The 18,540-nt window shown below is 39.9% G+C and carries 10 protein-coding genes; 3 read left to right on the top strand and 7 right to left on the bottom strand.

The features are described from left to right. Positions 1 to 103 precede the first annotated feature (103 nt). Entirely contained in the window at positions 104 to 2,473 is a 2,370-nt protein-coding gene (locus tag ASE74_RS03915) for a glycoside hydrolase family 127 protein (RefSeq protein ID WP_055904462.1), read from the top strand. A gap of 582 nt (positions 2,474 to 3,055) precedes the next feature. Here the strand turns inward: ASE74_RS03915 and ASE74_RS03910 are convergent. The 7 genes from ASE74_RS03910 to ASE74_RS03880 form a co-directional block, all read right to left on the bottom strand. After that, complete coding sequence (locus tag ASE74_RS03910) at positions 3,056 to 5,812, bottom strand: DUF5695 domain-containing protein (protein ID WP_055904460.1); 2,757 nt, start codon at positions 5,810 to 5,812, stop codon at positions 3,056 to 3,058. A 957-nt stretch (positions 5,813 to 6,769) separates the two neighbouring features. Next, entirely contained in the window at positions 6,770 to 8,545 is a 1,776-nt protein-coding gene (locus ASE74_RS03905; protein WP_055904459.1) for an aminopeptidase P family protein, read from the bottom strand. Between the two features lie 129 nt (positions 8,546 to 8,674). Beyond that, a complete protein-coding gene (locus ASE74_RS03900) occupies positions 8,675 to 10,204 on the bottom strand; it encodes an arylsulfatase (protein ID WP_162235785.1) in 1,530 nt (509 codons plus the stop codon). A 244-nt stretch (positions 10,205 to 10,448) separates the two neighbouring features. After that, entirely contained in the window at positions 10,449 to 11,318 is an 870-nt protein-coding gene (locus ASE74_RS03895; protein ID WP_055904456.1) for a sugar phosphate isomerase/epimerase, read from the bottom strand. 108 nt (positions 11,319 to 11,426) lie between these two features. After that, positions 11,427 to 13,073, bottom strand: a complete 1,647-nt coding sequence (locus ASE74_RS03890) for a DUF4980 domain-containing protein (RefSeq protein ID WP_055904454.1) — start codon at positions 13,071 to 13,073, stop codon at positions 11,427 to 11,429. Positions 13,074 to 14,185: 1,112 nt separating this feature from the next. After that, the gene (locus ASE74_RS03885) at positions 14,186 to 15,064 is read right to left on the bottom strand and encodes a cation diffusion facilitator family transporter (protein ID WP_055904451.1); all 879 of its coding nucleotides are present in this window, start codon (positions 15,062 to 15,064) and stop codon (positions 14,186 to 14,188) included. Positions 15,065 to 15,267: 203 nt separating this feature from the next. Continuing rightward, on the bottom strand, positions 15,268 to 15,555 hold the full coding sequence (locus ASE74_RS03880; protein ID WP_055904448.1) for a hypothetical protein: 288 nt from the start codon (positions 15,553 to 15,555) through the stop codon (positions 15,268 to 15,270). Between the two features lie 396 nt (positions 15,556 to 15,951). Between ASE74_RS03880 and ASE74_RS03875 the strand changes: the two genes are divergently transcribed. Both ASE74_RS03875 and ASE74_RS03870 read left to right on the top strand, forming a co-directional pair. After that, the gene (locus tag ASE74_RS03875; protein WP_235526000.1) at positions 15,952 to 17,391 is read left to right on the top strand and encodes an inorganic phosphate transporter; all 1,440 of its coding nucleotides are present in this window, start codon (positions 15,952 to 15,954) and stop codon (positions 17,389 to 17,391) included. Positions 17,392 to 17,424: 33 nt separating this feature from the next. Next, on the top strand, positions 17,425 to 18,246 hold the full coding sequence (locus ASE74_RS03870; protein WP_055904446.1) for a universal stress protein: 822 nt from the start codon (positions 17,425 to 17,427) through the stop codon (positions 18,244 to 18,246). The last annotated feature ends 294 nt before the right edge of the window (positions 18,247 to 18,540 follow it).

The raw sequence follows: 18,540 nt of genomic DNA, 5'->3' as shown, positions 1-18,540 counted from the left end.
ATAATATGGGTAAAATCTGCACAATAGCGGCAAATTATGGCGTTTTTATGCTGTTGCCAATTGCATAATTTTATTCCTGTAAAAACATCCCTAAACCATTAATATGATGAACCCAAACATTGGTAAAAGCTTACTTGGCTGTGCACTGTTTTTTGCGCTGAATGTAAATGCCCAAAACTATGTACCACACTTTAACGATAAACGCATAAAGGTTAAAAATACCACACCAATTAAAGCTTATGCTTTCGACCTTTCGGAAGTAAATTTATTGGAAAGCACTTTTAAAACGGCAATGAAAGCCGACGAAGCTTATTTAACCATTATAGATCCTGATAGGTTATTATCGGGTTTTAGAAAAAATGCAGGTTTAACGCCAAAAGCTAAAATTTATGGTGGCTGGGAAGGAGATGGATTAGCAGGGCATTCGCTTGGGCATTACCTTTCGGCTGTTTCCATGCAATATGCATCGAGCAACAGCCCTGTATTTTTACAAAAAGCAAATTATATTGTTGATGAACTGGCGGAATGCCAAAAAGCCAGAAAAAACGGCTATTTAGGTGCATTTACCAATGAAGACAAAATATGGGGCGAGCTGGCAAAAGGCAATGTTAAAACCGGGGGTTTCGACCTTAACGGGGGTTGGGCACCATGGTATACCGTTCATAAAATTATGGCAGGTTTACTGGATGCCTATCTTTATACCAACAATAAAAAAGCTTTAACTAGCTGCATTGCCCTGGCCGATTGGACTGGAACAACCATTGGAGGCTTAAATGAAGAATTATTGCAGAAAATGCTGTTCTGCGAATACGGTGGCATGGCCGAAACGCTGGTTAACCTATATGCTATCACCGGGGAAAAGAAATACCTCGATTTATCTTATAAGTTTTACGATAAACGGATCCTTGATCCTTTAGCCAAAGAAACCGATATCCTTCCAGGAAAACATTCCAATACACAAATACCGAAAATTATTGCCAGTGCTAGAAGACATGAAATTACCGGCGACAAAAACGATAAAACAATAGCCGATTTCTTCTGGAAAACGATCGTTTACCACCACTCTTATGTTACAGGTGGAAACAGCAATTACGAGTATTTGAGTGAACCCGATAAACTGAATGATAAGCTTACCGAAAACACTACCGAAACCTGCAATACTTACAACATGCTAAAATTAACCGGACATCTTTTTGCCGAAAACCCTTCGGCCGAGCTGTTCGATTATTATGAAAAGGCACTTTATAATCATATTCTTGCTTCGCAAAACCACGATGATGGCATGACTTGCTATTTCGTACCGTTGCGCATGGGTGGTAAAAAAGAATACAGCGATAAGTTTAACACTTTTACCTGCTGCGTGGGCACAGGCATGGAGAACCATGTAAAATACAACGAAAGCATTTATTTTAGGGGTGGCGATGGAAGTTTATATGTGAATCTTTTTATTCCTTCAGTTTTAGATTGGAAAGAAAAAGGTTTGAAAATTACTCAGCAAACTGCATTACCACAAGGCGACCAAACAACTTTAACGCTCAGTTTAAACAAAGCATCTAATTTTTCCATCCGGGTAAGGAAGCCTAAATGGTCTACAGAAACTACTATTTCGGTAAATGGACAGCTGCAAAAAATCACGCCAGATGAAACCGGTTATTATGTGATTACCCGCACCTGGAAAAACAATGATAAAATTACTTATGTAACACCAGAAAAATTATATACAGAGGCTATGCCTGATAATGCCGACCGTAGAGCGGTGTTTTATGGTCCGGTGCTTTTGGCGGGTGTTTTAGGCACAACAGAACCTGATCCGGTTAAAGGTGTACCAGTATTTGTAAGCGCAAATAACGACCCTAAAGATTGGCTGAGCGTAGTGAACAAACAGGAATTACAATTTGAAACCAATAAAATTGCTCAGCCACAGGATGTAACCCTTATTCCGTTCTATCAAACCAAAAACCAATACTACAGTGTATATTGGGATGTATTTACCCCTGAAAAATGGACGGTGCAGCAAAAGATATACGACGAGCAAAAGCGCAAAAGGAAAGAGTTGGAAGATAAAACCACCGATGTATTCAGGTTTGGAGAAATGCAGCCTGAACGCGATCATAATTTTACCGCAGCTAAAGAATATATGGGTGAAGATCATGGCAGCAAATGGCGTGTAGCAGGTGAAAACGGTTTTTTACAGTTCGATGTGAAGGTAGATCCAGCTATGCAGAATACCATAATAGCATCATATTGGGGTATGGATAACCGCGGCCGCAATTTTGATGTAATGGTTGATGGTGTTAATGTTGCCACAGAAGATTTGAACAAATACAAGGAAAGCCGTTTTTACGACATCTCTTATAAAATTCCTACAGAATTAACAAAAGGAAAAAGCAAAGTTACCGTAAAGCTGTTTCCTAAAGCGAAAAACAGCGCAGGGCCTATTTATGGGGTTAGGGTAATTAAGGAAAGTTTGTAAATTCTTTTGACAAGGAACCAATCTTTAATTTTTAGCCACGGAAACACAGAAGTCACAGAAAGGAAATTCGCCTGATTGTGTTAATCTGTGCTTCCGTGGCAAAAACTCATGCGTTCTTTCGGTTGAGCGCAGCACCGATGTTAAATAGGGAAAGATATCTATCCGTTAGATTTCTCAACTACGTTTCACTCCGCTCGAAATGACGCCACTACAAGGATATTCACTCCATGAAATTCTACTGCCAATCTTGCTTCCTCGTTAAAAATGATAACGATCAGATTATTTAATGGACAATATTACTTTTTCCATTAATAGCTAATTGTTAAACAAAAAATTAAAGGTTTTATTTAAAGTAATCATACTCCTAAAATCAGGATTCATTTCGATCACCTAATTACTCACCATTCCATTAAAAATCATAGAATAGTTTATTTAATCAATTGGGATTCAAACTATAATAATAAGTCAATTGAATATAAATCATGATTAAAATACATACCAAATTGATTATCAAATTACATTAACAAAAAAAAGTCTCGTAAAATTTTATTTCACGAGGCTTACTAAGTTTATAAATTGATGCTATTTCTGTAGAATGATATTGGTTACGCGTTCATTTGCTAACGGCAATTTATATGCTCCCCTATTACCGGTTTTATTATTTTTAACTGAATAATTACCCACACCATTAACTTTTGCTGGCTGAGATAATCTTAATATTGCAACTGGCGTGTACTCGTTTGCCTTGCTTAGTTTTACACCGATTTCTCCATTGGTGGTATTGTAATTAACCTCTTCAATCGTTCCGGCATCAAGCGTAATCCAAAGTCCGGCAGGCGCAACATACACTGATGATTTTGCTGCTGTTGTTAATTTAACATTGATTGTGTTTCCCGCTTTATTTAGGTTGCCCCCAAAAGCCAGCCAACCAAACTCCGGATGCTGCAATATGTACGATGAAGTATTAACCGCATAGCCAAAAAAGCCAGAGCCATAATCGCCGGTTATGCCATCGTTTTTTAAGGTTGATGGATAGGCATGAAAGGCAGTTGGTGCAAAACCTTCTTTGGTAATATTTGAAATCGACCCTAACAAACCTCCGTAACCTGTACGCAATAGATAAAAATCGCCAGGATGTTTTCGGTAATCCATTAAAACTGGAATGGCATTCAATGCTGAACCATAATGATGAATCATCCTTTCAATACGCGAAAGTTTACCACCATAAAGAAAATCCCAGTAGCGGCGTGCGTTGCCATTGTAAGCCCAATGTGGCACCACAGGCATATAAGCGAGTATGGCATCAAGCGTTACATTTGCTTTATCCTGATAGCCAAAATAATCCGACCATACATAAACTTCTTCTTGACCTGTAGAATCCCAAGGCATCTCACTGCCAAACGGATATTGCAGCGACCGCCAATGGTTGGCACGTTTTTTCATTTCGGTTTCCAGCCTGCCTGCTTCTGCTGTTAATCCTTCATTTTTAAGATCGGTTAAGATGAGGTAAAAAATGGTGCCTTCCATCTGGCCGAACTGTGCATAATAAGGCGCAATGTTCACCATGGCCATTCCGGTTTCCGCCGCATCAACCAGGTGCTGTTTCCAGCTTTGCTCATCAACAAGTCCTTTATAATTCCGTGCTAACCGATACATCAACCAATGTGCAGCGGCAACATGTGGGTAGTTATATGATCTGCCTAAATTATCGGCCTCCTTTTTTGGCCATGCAGACCATGTTTTGAAATTAATGTTTGCCGCATAGGTATCTTTCGGCAATGAATCTGGCGCATAATAAAATAAACTCTTTTTAACTCCATACTTCTGAGGGCCATCCTTTAGCTGAATGCGTCCAAACATCACGGTATCAACAAATTGTTTTAACTTATCAACCTCTTCCTTTTCCGGATGAACCAACTGTTTCATTATTGCGCCCAACCAGGAGCCTGCCCCACCCTCATCGCTCAAGCCTGCAATCCAAGCCCTATTATCTTGTGTAACCTGCTGTTGTTTCTCCTCATCGTAAGTAATGGCAGAAGGACTTCTTTTAAAAATGGGATCAGGCTGGTTAAACCATTGTTTAGTTGTTAAAAAATGGCCATAACTGGCTATTACATCACTTTCTGGCTCAATCACTTTATAATTTATGGTCTGTTCCAATTCATCTTCATAAGTGATTGATAACCTTGCCCTACCCCAGGTATTGCCTGTAACTGCGTAACTTTTCCAACCATTTTTAGTTGTGCCCAGCACTTTTACTTTTAATGCATTTTCTGGCTGAACCTGTATGGATTTTATCTTTTTGGGATAACTGATAAACAATTTCGCATCTACATCTCGTGGCAGTACATAACCAGGAACAGAAATGGCCACAGGTCTTTTATTTTCGATCAGTTTACTTTCAGTATCCTTAGCTGACCCTGAAAGGATAAACTGAAGGGCATAATTACAAGTTTCGCCCGGCTTTAAAACAATCGATGTTGGGCTGTTCCATTGTTCGGCATTTTTCCATTCGTTTTCTGCATAGGCTTTACTGTACACCATCCATTCGTAAAAACCCTCAAAGGCAATTCCTCTTGGCGTTTTATCATCATTTAATGGATTGTAAGCTTCGAATGGGGTTTGCCCTACCGGAACCACCAATAAAGACGGTGCATGCCCGCTTAACCTGGTCACCTGAAGATAACCTGCATCTTTACCAATGTAAGGATCGTAAAATACATTTTTAGCGTGGGTTTGCTCCAGTGTTCTTCCCTCTAAAATGTTATCAAAAATCATTGGAATTCCCAACGCACCGATTTCTACATTTTTGTCGGTTTTATTTTTCAGCTCGAAGCGAAGCACCAGTTTACCGTTCTGCATTTCCCAAATCCGCTTTATCTGCAAAGGGATATCAGTTGGTAATGTTGCTGCAAGATCGGCTGCTGCAAAGCCATTTTTACCTGTTGGAATGTTTTTAACAGGACTCCTTTTTGCCGCTGTACTGTAGCTTTTCCAAACTTCATCCCCTGTATTGCGAAGTTTTAAATTAATGTCTCCTAAATGATATAAGCCATCTGCACTACGCACTTTTAAACTGTCACTCGGAACGAAATCAAAATCTTTGATCATTTTAGGTTGAAGACCAGCCACGGTTTGTGATGACTTAACAAGCTTCAGCGTAAAAGCTCCTGCATCGAAAGTTGAAAAACCCTTTTCGAGACCTAATGTTGAAGGCTTTTTACTTAATGCAATCCATGGCGATTGAGCAACGCTTAGCTTAACGTTTACTAAAGCCAAAACGCAGCAAAATATTGCCTTTAAAGTAATTAATGATATTTTTTTTGATTTAATAGTCATGTTGAGTGAGCAAAATGGTTTAGGGATACTCAAAAATATAGTTTAAAATATAAAGCGGATAGTCATCTCAAAAATAGCGCAAAATCGGTAAAGGATTGGTGTATTTATAGGAAGTTGTAAATTGGATGGCGGATCATAACGATTGCATTAATTCACTCCAGCCGTCATCACCTCGGTCGTCATTTCGAGCGAAGCACAGCGTAGCCGAGAAATCTTTTAAACACGCTACAAGCCTATCCAAAGATTTCTCCGCTACGGTCGAAATGACGATTCGACGAGTACTTTACTATATGCCGTCATCCCCCTCGGTCGTCATTTCGAGCGAAGCACAGCGTAGCCGAGAAATCTTTTAAAGATGCTATTGACAAAGTCCAAAGATTTCTCCACTACGGTCGAAATGACGATGGAAACGGGTACTTTACCCTAGGCCCTCATCCTCGCGCGGTCGTCATTTCGAGCGAAGCACAGCGTAGCCGAGAAATCTTTTAAAGATGCTGTTGACAAAGTCCAAAGATTTCTCCGTTACGGTCGAAATGACGATGAAACCGGTACTTTACTCCATGCCGTCATCCCTCTTGGCCGTCATTTCGAGCGAAGCACAGCGTAGCCGAGAAATCTTTTAAAGATGCTACAAGCCTATCCAAAGATTTCTCCACTACGGTCGAAATGACGATGGAAACAGGTGCTTTACTACATGCCGTCATCCCCGCGGTCGTCATTTCGAGCGAAGCACAGCGTAGCCGAGAAATCTTTTAAAGATGCTATTGAACAAAGTCCAAAGATTTCTCCACTACGGTCGAAATGACGATGGAAACGGGTACTTTACTCCAAGCCATCATACCCCCTCGGTCGTCATTTCGAGCGAAGCACAGCGTAGCCGAGAAATCTTTTAAACACGCTAAAAGCATTCCCAAAGATTTCCCCACTACGGTCGAAATGACGATATTTAAATCCAAATTATATCGGCTCACATTTTACCTTTAGCCACGCGGCTTCTTCTACTGCCAACAAAGGTTGAAGCTTTTCGAATACCATTTGATTGTATTGATTTAACCAGGTTAATTGATGCGGTTCTAAAAGGGCTTTATTTACGATTGTGGTATCAATAAAACAGAGTGTCAAGGTTTCGAAGGAGAGAAAGTTACCGAATTCACTAGCACCGTATTGAGTACATAAAACAAGATTCTCAATCCGTACGCCATGTTTGCCCGGCCGATAAATACCAGGTTCTATTGAAGTTACCATACCAGGCTTAAAGGCAACATCTACATTGGCAGAACTAATATTCTGAGGGCCTTCATGTACGTTAAGAAAAAAGCCTATGCCATGCCCCGTTCCATGACCAAAATTGATGCTATATTCCCACAGTGGTTTCCTGCAAATGGCATCGATCTGATACCCTTTTGTACCTTCCGGAAAAATAAGCTTAGCACCTTCAATAAGTCCTTTAAGTACCAAAGTATAATCTTCGGCCTGGCGTTGCGAAGCTTCACCAATGGGAATTACCCTGGTAATATCAGTTGTGCCATACCGGTACTGCCCTCCCGAATCAACAAGAAACAAACCATCACCAGTAATTTCCTGATCGCTTTCTTCAGTTACGCTATAATGTGGGAGTGCGCCATTGGCATTGTACCCTGCAATGGTATTAAAACTTAAATCAACGAATGATTGCTGTTCGGCACGAAACTTTGCCAGTTGTTTTGCCGCAGACCACTCTGTAATACGCTCTTTACCAAGCCCATCCTCAAGCCATTTAAAAAATTTGGTTAGGGCTACTCCATCCTGCAGCATCGCTTTACGGATGTGATTAATTTCAATATCGTTTTTTATACTTTTTAAATGCGTAGTAGGGTTAATTCCAAAAATAACCTGAACCGTTTTTGGCAAACATTGATAAAGGCCGTAACAGGTACGTTTAGGATCAATAAAAATTGAAGCCGCTAAGGGTATCTCCTGCAACGCTTTTGCAATTTCATTATAAGGGTACACTGTTACACCCTGTTTATTTAAAACATCGATATCAGTTTGAGATAACTTTTGCTGATCAATAAAGAGTTTCACTTCATCATGCGTAAGCAAAGCGAAACTCAAAGCAACCGGATTATAAGCTACGTCGGTTCCACGAAGATTGAATAACCATGCAATATCATCAAGAGTAGAAATAAAATGGTGTGTTGTATTATTCGTTTGCAAAACAGCCCTAACTTCAGCAACCTTTGCAGAAATGCTCATGCCAGCGGCTTCCTCTCCAATTAAATAAGCTTTTTCTTGTGGCAGCCCTACCCTATCGGTCCAAATGGTGCTTACGAAATCCAAATCCGTCACTTCAATTGCTTTAGTAAGCAACTGTTGCTCCATTTCCAACGCCAATGCAAGGGTAATTAATTGGTGGTTAAAGGCTACTTTGGCCCCATCTGGCAAAACTTCGAGCAACCAACCTATATATTCGGGTGTGTGAGGCACTTCTAACTTTACCAACTCATAACCTGTACCATTTAGCTCGCTTTCTGCTTGTGTAAAATATCTTGAATCCGTCCAAAGGCCAGCAAAAGTTTGCGTAATAACGAGTGTTCCGGCAGAACCGGTAAAACCACTCGCAAATGGAATGGCTTTATAATGTGCAGGCAGGTATTCGCTAATGTGCGGATCTGCGGCTGTAATTACATAAGCATCAATATTTTGTTGGGCCATTAACTGCCGCAGGGCATTTAATTTTTCTACATAAGTCATGTTCAGCAAGAATTTTAATTGGCCAAATTTAAAATATTACCTCCATACCAATGCGCAAACAAAAGAATTTACTATAAAAACTACCTTGGGCAGCTGCAAGCCATATAAATTAAAGATGAGCAATAAAAACTATTGCTTTTCTTTCTCCAAAACCGGTATTTCAAATCTTTTTATCAATGGTGTATGGTGTTCTTTTTTCGAAATGGCCATCATTTGTTTTACCACATCAGGATGATCTGCAGCAACATCATTTTGCTCTTTCAAATCGGTTTTAAGGTCGTACAAAGTCCATTTATCGTTTCCTTTAAGCATATTTAGCCTAACACCTTTCCAATTGCCAATGCGAATGGCCTGTTGCCCGCCATACTCAGGAAACTCGAAGTACAGGTAATTGTGCTGGGTCTGTTTGCCTTTATCTAAAATGGTTGGCAGTATGCTTAATCCATCTATTTCTGACGGTGCTTTTATATTTAACAATTCGCAAAAAGTAGGCATCATATCAAGGGTCGACGAAATGAGTTCGCTGGTTGATCCTTCTTTTACCTTACCTGGCCAGGATACAATAAATGGCTCTCTGATACCGCCCTCGCGTACAAAACCTTTGCCCCAGCCATATTCTCCTTTAAAGGGGCCATTGCTGTTAAAAAACACCGGATCGGCACCTGCATTGAAGGCCGTTCCATTATCTGCACAGAACATAATAATGGTATTGTTGTATACCCCTTCATCTTTAAGTTTTTTAATCAACTGCCCAACCTGCTGATCGAGTAAAGTAATCATTGCTGCATAGGTTGCGCGGGGGTAACGACAAGGGAAATAGGAACCACCTAAGAAAGGTTTTTCATCACCGAATTTCTGATGGTAATAATCGACCAGTTTTTTGGGTGCCTGTAAAGATACGTGCGGCAATGGACTTGCATAATACAAAAAGAATGGTTTTTGCTTATTCTGTCCGATAAAGTTTAGCGCTGCTTTAATTAAAAAATCCGGCGCATAATCGTTCTGCTGGTATTGTTCGTAGTTTTTTTCGTTAAGGGGATCAAGATCTGAGGGGAATTTAACATCCGGATCAACAATTTTATTATCAAGCGGAACCCGTGTTTCGTTTTCCCATAAATGCCCGCCATAGTAGGTATGATCCTGTCGCTGGCAGATAAAGCCATAAAAGTAATCAAAACCCTGGCGGTTCGGTGTTCCGGCCGTCATTGGGCTGCCCAACCCCCATTTACCAACCAATGCAGTGTTGTAACCTGCCGTTTTTAATACTTTAGCTATGGTAATGGTAGAGTCAGGGATGGGATATTGTCCTTCGAGAAAAGGATTTTCTTCCATGGCTTTAAAATTCCACACATCGCCACGCGCTCCCCACTCATGGTTGCCGCGGATAAATGCTTTGCCCGAATTTATCCCCGTCATTAAACCAAAACGCGAAGGTGCACAAACAGGATAAGCGTAATGCTGGGTAAACCGCTTGCCATGCCTGGCCAGCTCATCCAAATTAGGGGTTTCTATTTTCTGCTGCCCATAGCTACCCAATTCACCATAACCCAAATCATCAGCTAAGATGTAAACAATATTGGGTTTTACCTTTGGTTGCTGCGCCAAAGCATTAAGGGTAAACAGGCAGGAAAAAAGTATTAATGCATTTCTTTTTATCATATTGAAGATCGTAAACGTTATTGAAAATCCAAGATAATGATAAGCAAATTGCCATTTAAAATTTTCTCTGCACAAACGTTTGCATAACAACAGCAAACCTTTATCAATTAAGAAAAATTGTTCAAGAATCGATAGTTGCTACTATCCGCAAATAAGCGGAAGCAAAACTTCGATTTGATAAAGGTTGTTGGCTACGACAATATAATCAGAAGCAATCAACGCGTTCAGCAGAATGACTTAATAATTATTTCCTTGAATAAACGGCGGCTAACTGGTTGGAAAGGTATTTAAAAGCGATTGGATATTCAGCAGCAGGATTACTGCTACTTGCTTCGATAAAAATAAATCCTTTGTAGTTAATTTTCTTTAGGGCACTTAAGTAAGGCCTAAAATCATCACCAGCTACACCTGGAAGAGTGCGTTTTTCTTTTTCAGCAATTTCACAGAAACCAACAACTGCGCCGGCTGCAATTATTTCGTCGGGGGATTCTCCTTCGCGCAGCATGTGAAAAATATCAACATTTAACCTGAAGTTGGGTTCATTTACTTGAGTTACAATTTCTGCAGCCGCTTTTAATGAGGTTATAAAGTTGGTTTCGGTAGTTTCTAAGTTTTCGAGTAGAATGGTTACGTTGTTTTTCTTGGCAAGCTGACCAAGTTTTTTGCATAAGGCTACAAAATCTGATTTAGCTTTATCGATATCATAACCCGCAGGAATGCTGCGCGCACCCGAACTTCCTAAAACAATGTATTTTACGCCAGCTTCCTTGGCCCGTGAGAGTACGGTTTCGGTATAAGCCAACACCTTTGCTTCATCTACATTGGGCCCGGCAATTTTTAAGGTGCCGGGAAAAAACAGGTTGCAGCTTAATACCTTACATTTTGCAGCTTTAATTTTTTTAAGGTTTGCACGAAACTCCTCATCACTTAATGCAGGTGCCAGTATTTTAGGCACTGATTCGCCGATTAATTTAAAACCAGCCGAATAAGCCAAACTATCCTGCGCCAAACCAGCTACAATACCCAATTGCGGGTAGGCAGGCTTATTTGATACGAAACCAGAAAAAGACAGCACAACAGTGCAAGCCAAAAGAAATAAAAACCTGTTTCTCATTATTACCCTTATTTAAATAGCAATTTAAGTATTTAAAGCGAGCAAATTCCCTTGAAAATTGGGAAACGATCGCTGAAAGATTCTTTTAAATGGTTTATAACTAATTTATTACCAAATCGACTTTACCGAATACACCTGCAATTCTTCAACTTCGATATTATTACCAAAAAAATGAAAGCCTTCGGTGTTTTTGGGATCTGGCTTCCGTTCCATCGAATACGAATAGGCTCCGCCATCAATAAATACCTCAATTGAAGTTTTATCGATATAAATATCAGCGGAAATTTCCATACTGGTCATATCCTCCGGTGAATAGAAAACGCCGTTTACCAAATTGTAATTCATATCATAGTCTAGCACTTTTTGCCCGAAAAGATTTAAACCAGCACTTGTGGCGTGAGAAAGTTTAAGTTTTGTTTTAATCCGGATCCTGTCGTTACTGTTATATGGTTTTAAATTCTCTGTAGCCGCTGTCGCGTTGAGGTTTTTCCATTCGCCTACATTTTCAAAAAGCTGACTCGCTTCTTTTACCGGCTCGCTAAACAAACGCACAACATTTTTGGTGGTTTTAAGTGTAAGTGCTGTTGGCAGAAGCATCATACCATTAAAAGGCATATCGGGATGAGTTACCTTGCCCCACCCAATCTGGATTCTGCGTCCATCATGCTCTGGGATATTGGTAAATGTTTGAGCAGCATAAATGGTTCCGGTTACATAATAATGTTTGCCAGTTTCTGGCGTAAACTTCTTACCATCAAAGTTACCTACCATGTACGTATTAGAAGCACCGTACATTACCCATTTGCTTTTACTTTTATCACCATCAACAGGCAGTTCAAACAAATCAGGGCATTCCCAAAAACCAGTAATATGGCTTTCAAAAGTCCATTCTTTTAAATTTTTACCGTTGTAAATCGAATGGCCATCTCTTTCATTCAATACCAAAACCCAATGTTTACCGGGTTCATACCAGAAAACCCTGGGATCTCTGGTATCATTACTGTTCCATTTGGCTTTCGAATCGATAATTGGATTTTTGCTGTATTTTGTCCAGGTGCGCCCCTTATCTAAGCTATAAGCCATACACTGAACCTGTTTTTCGTTGGTAAATGCAGTATAAGTAGCCACCATGGCAGGGGTGTTGCCTTTGTTAAAACCAGCCGTATTGTTATAATCAATTACCGTCGACCCTGAAAACATGGTTCCAGTACCATCAGGACTCAATGCGGTTGGAAGCTCTTCCCAATGAATCATATCTTTACTAACGGCATGGCCCCAAGACATATTTTCCCATTCTCTTTCGTAAGGATTATGCTGATAAAAAAGATGGTATTCACCTTCATAAAAAATAAGTCCGTTCGGATCATTTATCCATCCCCTTTTCGAGGTAAAATGAAATTGAGGGCGGTTCTTTTCTTTATAAAGGTTTTTCTGCCCTTCAATTTCATCATTTTGATATATCTTATTCAACCCTGTGCCATCGCCGTCGTAACTAATTTTGATTGTTTTCCCTTTTAACGCACTTACATCGCAGAAAACCCAATATTCGGCTTCCTCCTTTGCCAGTCTGATTTTAAAAACACGTTCCTGCTTGCCCGCAATTTCAAACTTCATATCTGCGCGGTTCTGTTTTTGTGAGACGGGTAAATTAAGGTATCGCTTGTTTATTTTGATCACCACATCAGCCGCAATTACGAACTGAAAATTAATCAATAGGGCACTAAAGGCCAACAATGTTTTGAATGTTGTTTTCATAATTCCGGTAGGGATAAACCGTTTTACCTATAAGAAAAAATATTTGTTAGAATGGGGATAAGATAGCTAAAAATTATCGGGTTGACCAAATGCAAGGTAATGCAACTTTCTTTTTGACACAGTTTATTGAACAGACCCACCTCTGACCCTAATCGTTTGACCTAAAAGCTCCGACTCACTACCTAAAAGCTCCGACTAGCTACCTAAAAGCAACTTATCTGCTATTGTTGGCTATGGTGCTTTAACTACAGTGGTATCTTGCGCCAGCATAGGAAATGATGGTAGGAGAAAGCGTTAAAGCTTTATCGTTACCTTTTCCTTCCATCGTTGCATTGAGGCAGCACACACTTTCCGCCCCCTTCGGCGGAACTTGTGCTGACGACTAAAAAGCTTTAACGAATTTATCCGACATCAGTTCCAAGCCTTTCAGTTATGCCTTGGTGTTAGTCGTTTTTATAGGTAGTCATGCTTTCGCTGCGCTCAGGTTTGTTACTTTTGCCCCAAGCCAAAAGTAAAAGCCCTTCGGTGGCGGTGAGCCGAGGCAAGCCCGAGCCAAGGGCAAAAATTGCAACCGCATTACGATTCCCGCATGCGCGAGAATGACGACGGTGTTAAAAACTTATTAGAAAGATTGCTTCGGCTCGCTCTCCCCCAGCCTCGCAATGACGGATTTATATAGGTAGTAAATCCAAAGATCTCTCCACTACGGTCGAGATGACGAATTTAACGCGTTACCTGCATCATGCTATTTGCACCTCGCTATCTCCTCCCTGCTATCCGGCATAGGAAATGATGGAAGGATAAAACGTTAAAGCTTTATCGTTACCTTTTCCTCTATAACTGAATTGAGGCAGCACACACTTTCCGCCCCCTTAATTTATCCGACATCAGTTCCAAGCCTTGATTTTTGGTTACCTTTTTATCAAGAAAAAGGTAAGAGCCCCCTCGGTGGCGGTGAACCGAGGCAAGCCCGAGCGGAGCGAAAAACAGCAACCGCATTACGATTCCCGCATACGCGAGAATGACGACCAAGTAAAAAACCTAAAAAGATTACTTCCCCTTACTCTTCCCCAGCCTAACAATTACGCATTTATAACACGCCTTAATTACACTTACTCATAAGGTTCAATGTGAATTAAAATATTACCAAGCTCTGGAATCACTTTATGCAAAGTATCTTGTAATCTATGTGCAAGTTCGTGACCGGCTCTAACCGAAAGTTCACCATCAACAAGTGCGTGGAGATCTACATGGTATTTCATGCCCGATTTACGGATAAAACATTTTTCGGTACCTGCAATTCCCTGTACGGTGGCAGCTACTTTTCTAATTTCTGCAATAATATCTTCGTACAGGTTCTCATCCATGATTTCGCCGAGCGCAGGTCTGAAAATATGGTAACAGTTATATAGAATAAAACCAGCAGCAAACAATGCCGACCAATCATCTGCTGCTTCATAGCCCTTGCCCATAAACAAGGCAATCGAAATACCGATAAAAGCGGCCACTGAAGTAATGGCATCACTTCTGTGGTGCCATGCGTCGGCCTTTAATGATGAGCTGTTGGTTTCTTTACTCCGTTTCATTACCAATCTGAATGAAATCTCTTTCCAGATGATTATTGCGCCCAGAATAAATAAGGTAAATGGCTTTGGCAGACCATGCGGGGTTTTAATGTTCTGAATACTTTCGTAGGCAATAATTGTTGCAGAGGTAATTAAAAAACCGACTACCAAAAATGTAATTAAAGGTTCGGCCCTACCGTGCCCATAGGGATGATTTTCATCCGCAGGGCGATTAGAATATTTAATGCCGAACAATACCAAACAAGAAGAAAAAATATCGGCAGTAGATTCGATGGCATCAGCAATTAAGGCGTAAGAATTTCCAAAAATACCGGCTGCACCTTTTATTATGGCTAACATGGTATTGCCGATGATGCTAAAATAAGTTGCTTTTACCGCTACCTGTTCATTTGTTGTTGTCGCCATGTCAAATATCCGTACAGTTAAATCCCATCAAATTCGGGGACGTCAAAAGTAAATAAATAAGCCTTTAAAGCATCAGGATGTTTATAAATATATAATGGGTATTAAACTTAAGGCGAAAATTAAGCGTGGAAGAGCAGATTACGAATGAATGGAGAAAAGAACTTTAAGGATAATATTTTGAAGCGACTTAACGTTTTGTTTCGTTAATTCCCTCCTGGCCCGATAAATGCAGTTTCGAATAAAGAGTTCGGTAAATCTCCTGGTATTACCTCTACTTTTTCTTCAAATACGATTCTTTGGTAAAGAGGTACAATATCTGTAGCCATTAAGCCCAATGCAGTTAGCGCAATGCCGAATGTAACTTCTTCGTTTGCTCTAGGCCATTCAATCAGGCTTTCGACTGAAAAGGAAATTTCCTGATCATTTTCATCAATAATTGTCCCTATTCCATCAAACTTATTAAAAGTTTGTACGCGGCCTTTTCTTATCATATCAAAGTAGTAAAGAGCATCAACATGTGTAACCCTTAAAAGGTTTTAAATGCTGGCTTGGTTTAACATTTTTTCACATTTATTTAGTTAACGCTTTATTTTAAAAGCTATTACTGTTAAAGATAAATTAATTCTGCTGCTTATTATTTGTAATCTATCACCATTACTTATTCCTCTAAATTCCGAATCCTGATAACAGTCTTTTGCCATTTATATAGATTAAAACAGCCGAAGTTCCAGCAAGGATCCATTGATTAATTTCATTTGGATCCAGCAAATTTATGTCGGCAATGAACAAGCGCTTTAACCTTTTGATAACAATCATTTAACATCCCGAACGATTTAAATCAGTTACTAATTCATTTATTTGAACTGAGCAGATAAGTGATCTGCCGAATGAATAATCTAACAGATTTTATGCCGTCGTTCTCCACCATCATACCCTTTTTAGGCAACACCGATTTAAGTACTCCCCTTACTGTTGTTTTTATGCTTTGCCTGCTTGCTGTTGTGGGTTTTGAGTTTGTAAATGGCTTTCACGATACGGCCAATGCAGTGGCCACAGTAATTTACACTAAAGCACTTAAACCAGTTATTGCCATTCCGTGGTCGGGCTTTTGGAACTTTATGGGCGTATTTACCGGGGGAATAGCCGTTGCCATGGGAATTTTAAAACTTGTACCATTAGATGCGCTGATGAACCTGCCTGTTGGCGTTGGCGCAGCGATGGTACTGGCTGTTTTACTCGCTTCAATTGCCTGGAACCTGGGCACATGGTATTTAGGGATTCCGTGCTCAAGCTCACACACCATGATCGGAGCCATGATTGGTGCCGGTTTGGCTTTTACCTGGTATTATGGCGGCAACGGTGTAAACTGGGGCAAGGCTGAAGAAATTGGATTGTCGTTAATATTATCACCGATTATTGGCTTAGGACTAGCAGTTTTATTGATGTATTTTTTAAAACATGTAATTAAATACCATGCCCTTTTCCACATTCCACATGGCGAAAACGATCGGCCACCATTGTTGATAAGGGGTTTACTCATCACCACCTGTACACTGGTAAGCTTTTTTCATGGCAGTAACGACGGACAAAAAGGTGTGGGTTTACTGATGCTGATTTTAATTGCTTTTTTACCCGCTAAATTTGCTGTAAACCACCACATCCCGAATAATAAAGTTTTATATCAACTGAACCAAACCGAGCAGGTGCTTAAAAAAACAGCAATGCTTAACCAGGGCAATAAGTTAAACATCAGCAATTTGATTGCAAAAATAGACAAAGCTAAATTTCACCTTTCCTTAAAGAACGAAACTGATAAGAAAAATACCTATCTTTTCCGTAAGCAGATTGAAGATGTGGTTGCTTCAGTAAAACTGGTGAGCGCAGATAAAACACTTATTATTAATGCAAACGACGATCAGATTCTTGCTGATAATGTTTCTGAATTATCAAAACTGGTAGAATTTGCACCGCTTTGGGTTATACTGATGATATCCATCTCACTTGGCCTGGGTACAATGATTGGCTGGAAACGCATAGCTGTTACCATTGGTGAAAAAATAGGGAATGAACATTTAAATTATGCCCAGGGTGCTACTTCCGAAATTGTTGCAGCTTCTACCATTGGCTTAAGCACAGCCTTCGGCCTTCCTGTAAGTACCACACATGTACTTTCAAGCGGTATTGCAGGTGCGATGGTGGCCTCGGGAGGAAGAAAAAACCTTAATAACAATACGCTGAAAAACATTGGTTTAGCATGGATACTCACCCTACCGGTATCAATTATATTATCTATTTTATTATTTATGCTTTTTCACCTGTTTATATAAACAGTATTACAATCTCTATATATTCTCCCAAAAATGAAGCAGATACTTGTAGCAACAGATTTTTCAAGAAGCGCTGGCAATGCCCTGGCCTATGCGCTGGCAATGGCAAAAACGTTGAAAATGGAAGTTATAGCCATTCATGCCATACACCCTACCGAAGGCATTAATAACAGCACCTACAATGCCATTTTTATCGAATCATACTACGCAAATAAAAAAGCAGCACTAAAAGAATGGGCAGAAAACATCAGTGAGAGAGAAAACCTGGGCGATGTTAAACTGGAAACCAAATGCGACGTGGGGTTTTTAAAAACGGTAATTACAAAACATACCGAGAACAACCCTGTAGAACTGCTGGTGATGGGTATAACCGGGGCAACAGGAATTAGCGGAATAGTGGGCAGCAATGCCAGTATGGCGGTTACAAAAATGAGAATCCCAACCTTAATTGTGCCTTTGGAAAGTAGTTTTACAAATTTCCCAATCATTACATTGGCCACCGATTATGAAACGGTTTTATCTCCAAAAGATATAACCGCATTAAGTGAGCTGTTAAAAGCATCGGGAACAAAAAGAATGCAGGTGCTTTACGTTGCAGAAAAATCAGACGAAGCGCACATACAAACCGGCGAAAAGAGAATTAGAGAACTGCTTCCCGATACAGAGATAGAATTTAATTACATGATGCACAACAGTGCGCCAAATGGCATTATGGATTTTATTAAAAGCAACCATACCGATATACTTTGTTTGGTTAAACACCACCACAACATCATTTACCGCTTATTTACCAGCAGTACGGTTAACCAGGTGATGAACAAATCAGTGAAAGCTATTTTAGTACTTCATGAATAGTTTTTTGTTGATGGTTAATAGGAGATGGTTTTCAGTTGATGGTTTTCACTTGATAGTCAATAGTTGATGGTTAATTGTCCATAGATCATAGCTGAATTTAATACTACAAAAACTTCTTAATTTACTTAATTCCTTAATGGTGATAGTTGATGGTCGATAGTTGATGGTTGATGGTTCATAGCCTGCATTTATTACCACAAAAGCTGCTTAATTTACTTAATTCCTTAATGGTAAAAAAGATGAAATCAAAACCCATAAACAATATTATAACACTCCATTACCTGCCACCAAAAT

The sequence above is a fragment of the Pedobacter sp. Leaf216 genome (genome assembly GCF_001421515.1).
Lineage (GTDB): Bacteria > Bacteroidota > Bacteroidia > Sphingobacteriales > Sphingobacteriaceae > Pedobacter.
Note: the sequence above shows the minus strand (reverse complement) of the source record. Positions and strands in the feature narration are given on the sequence as shown.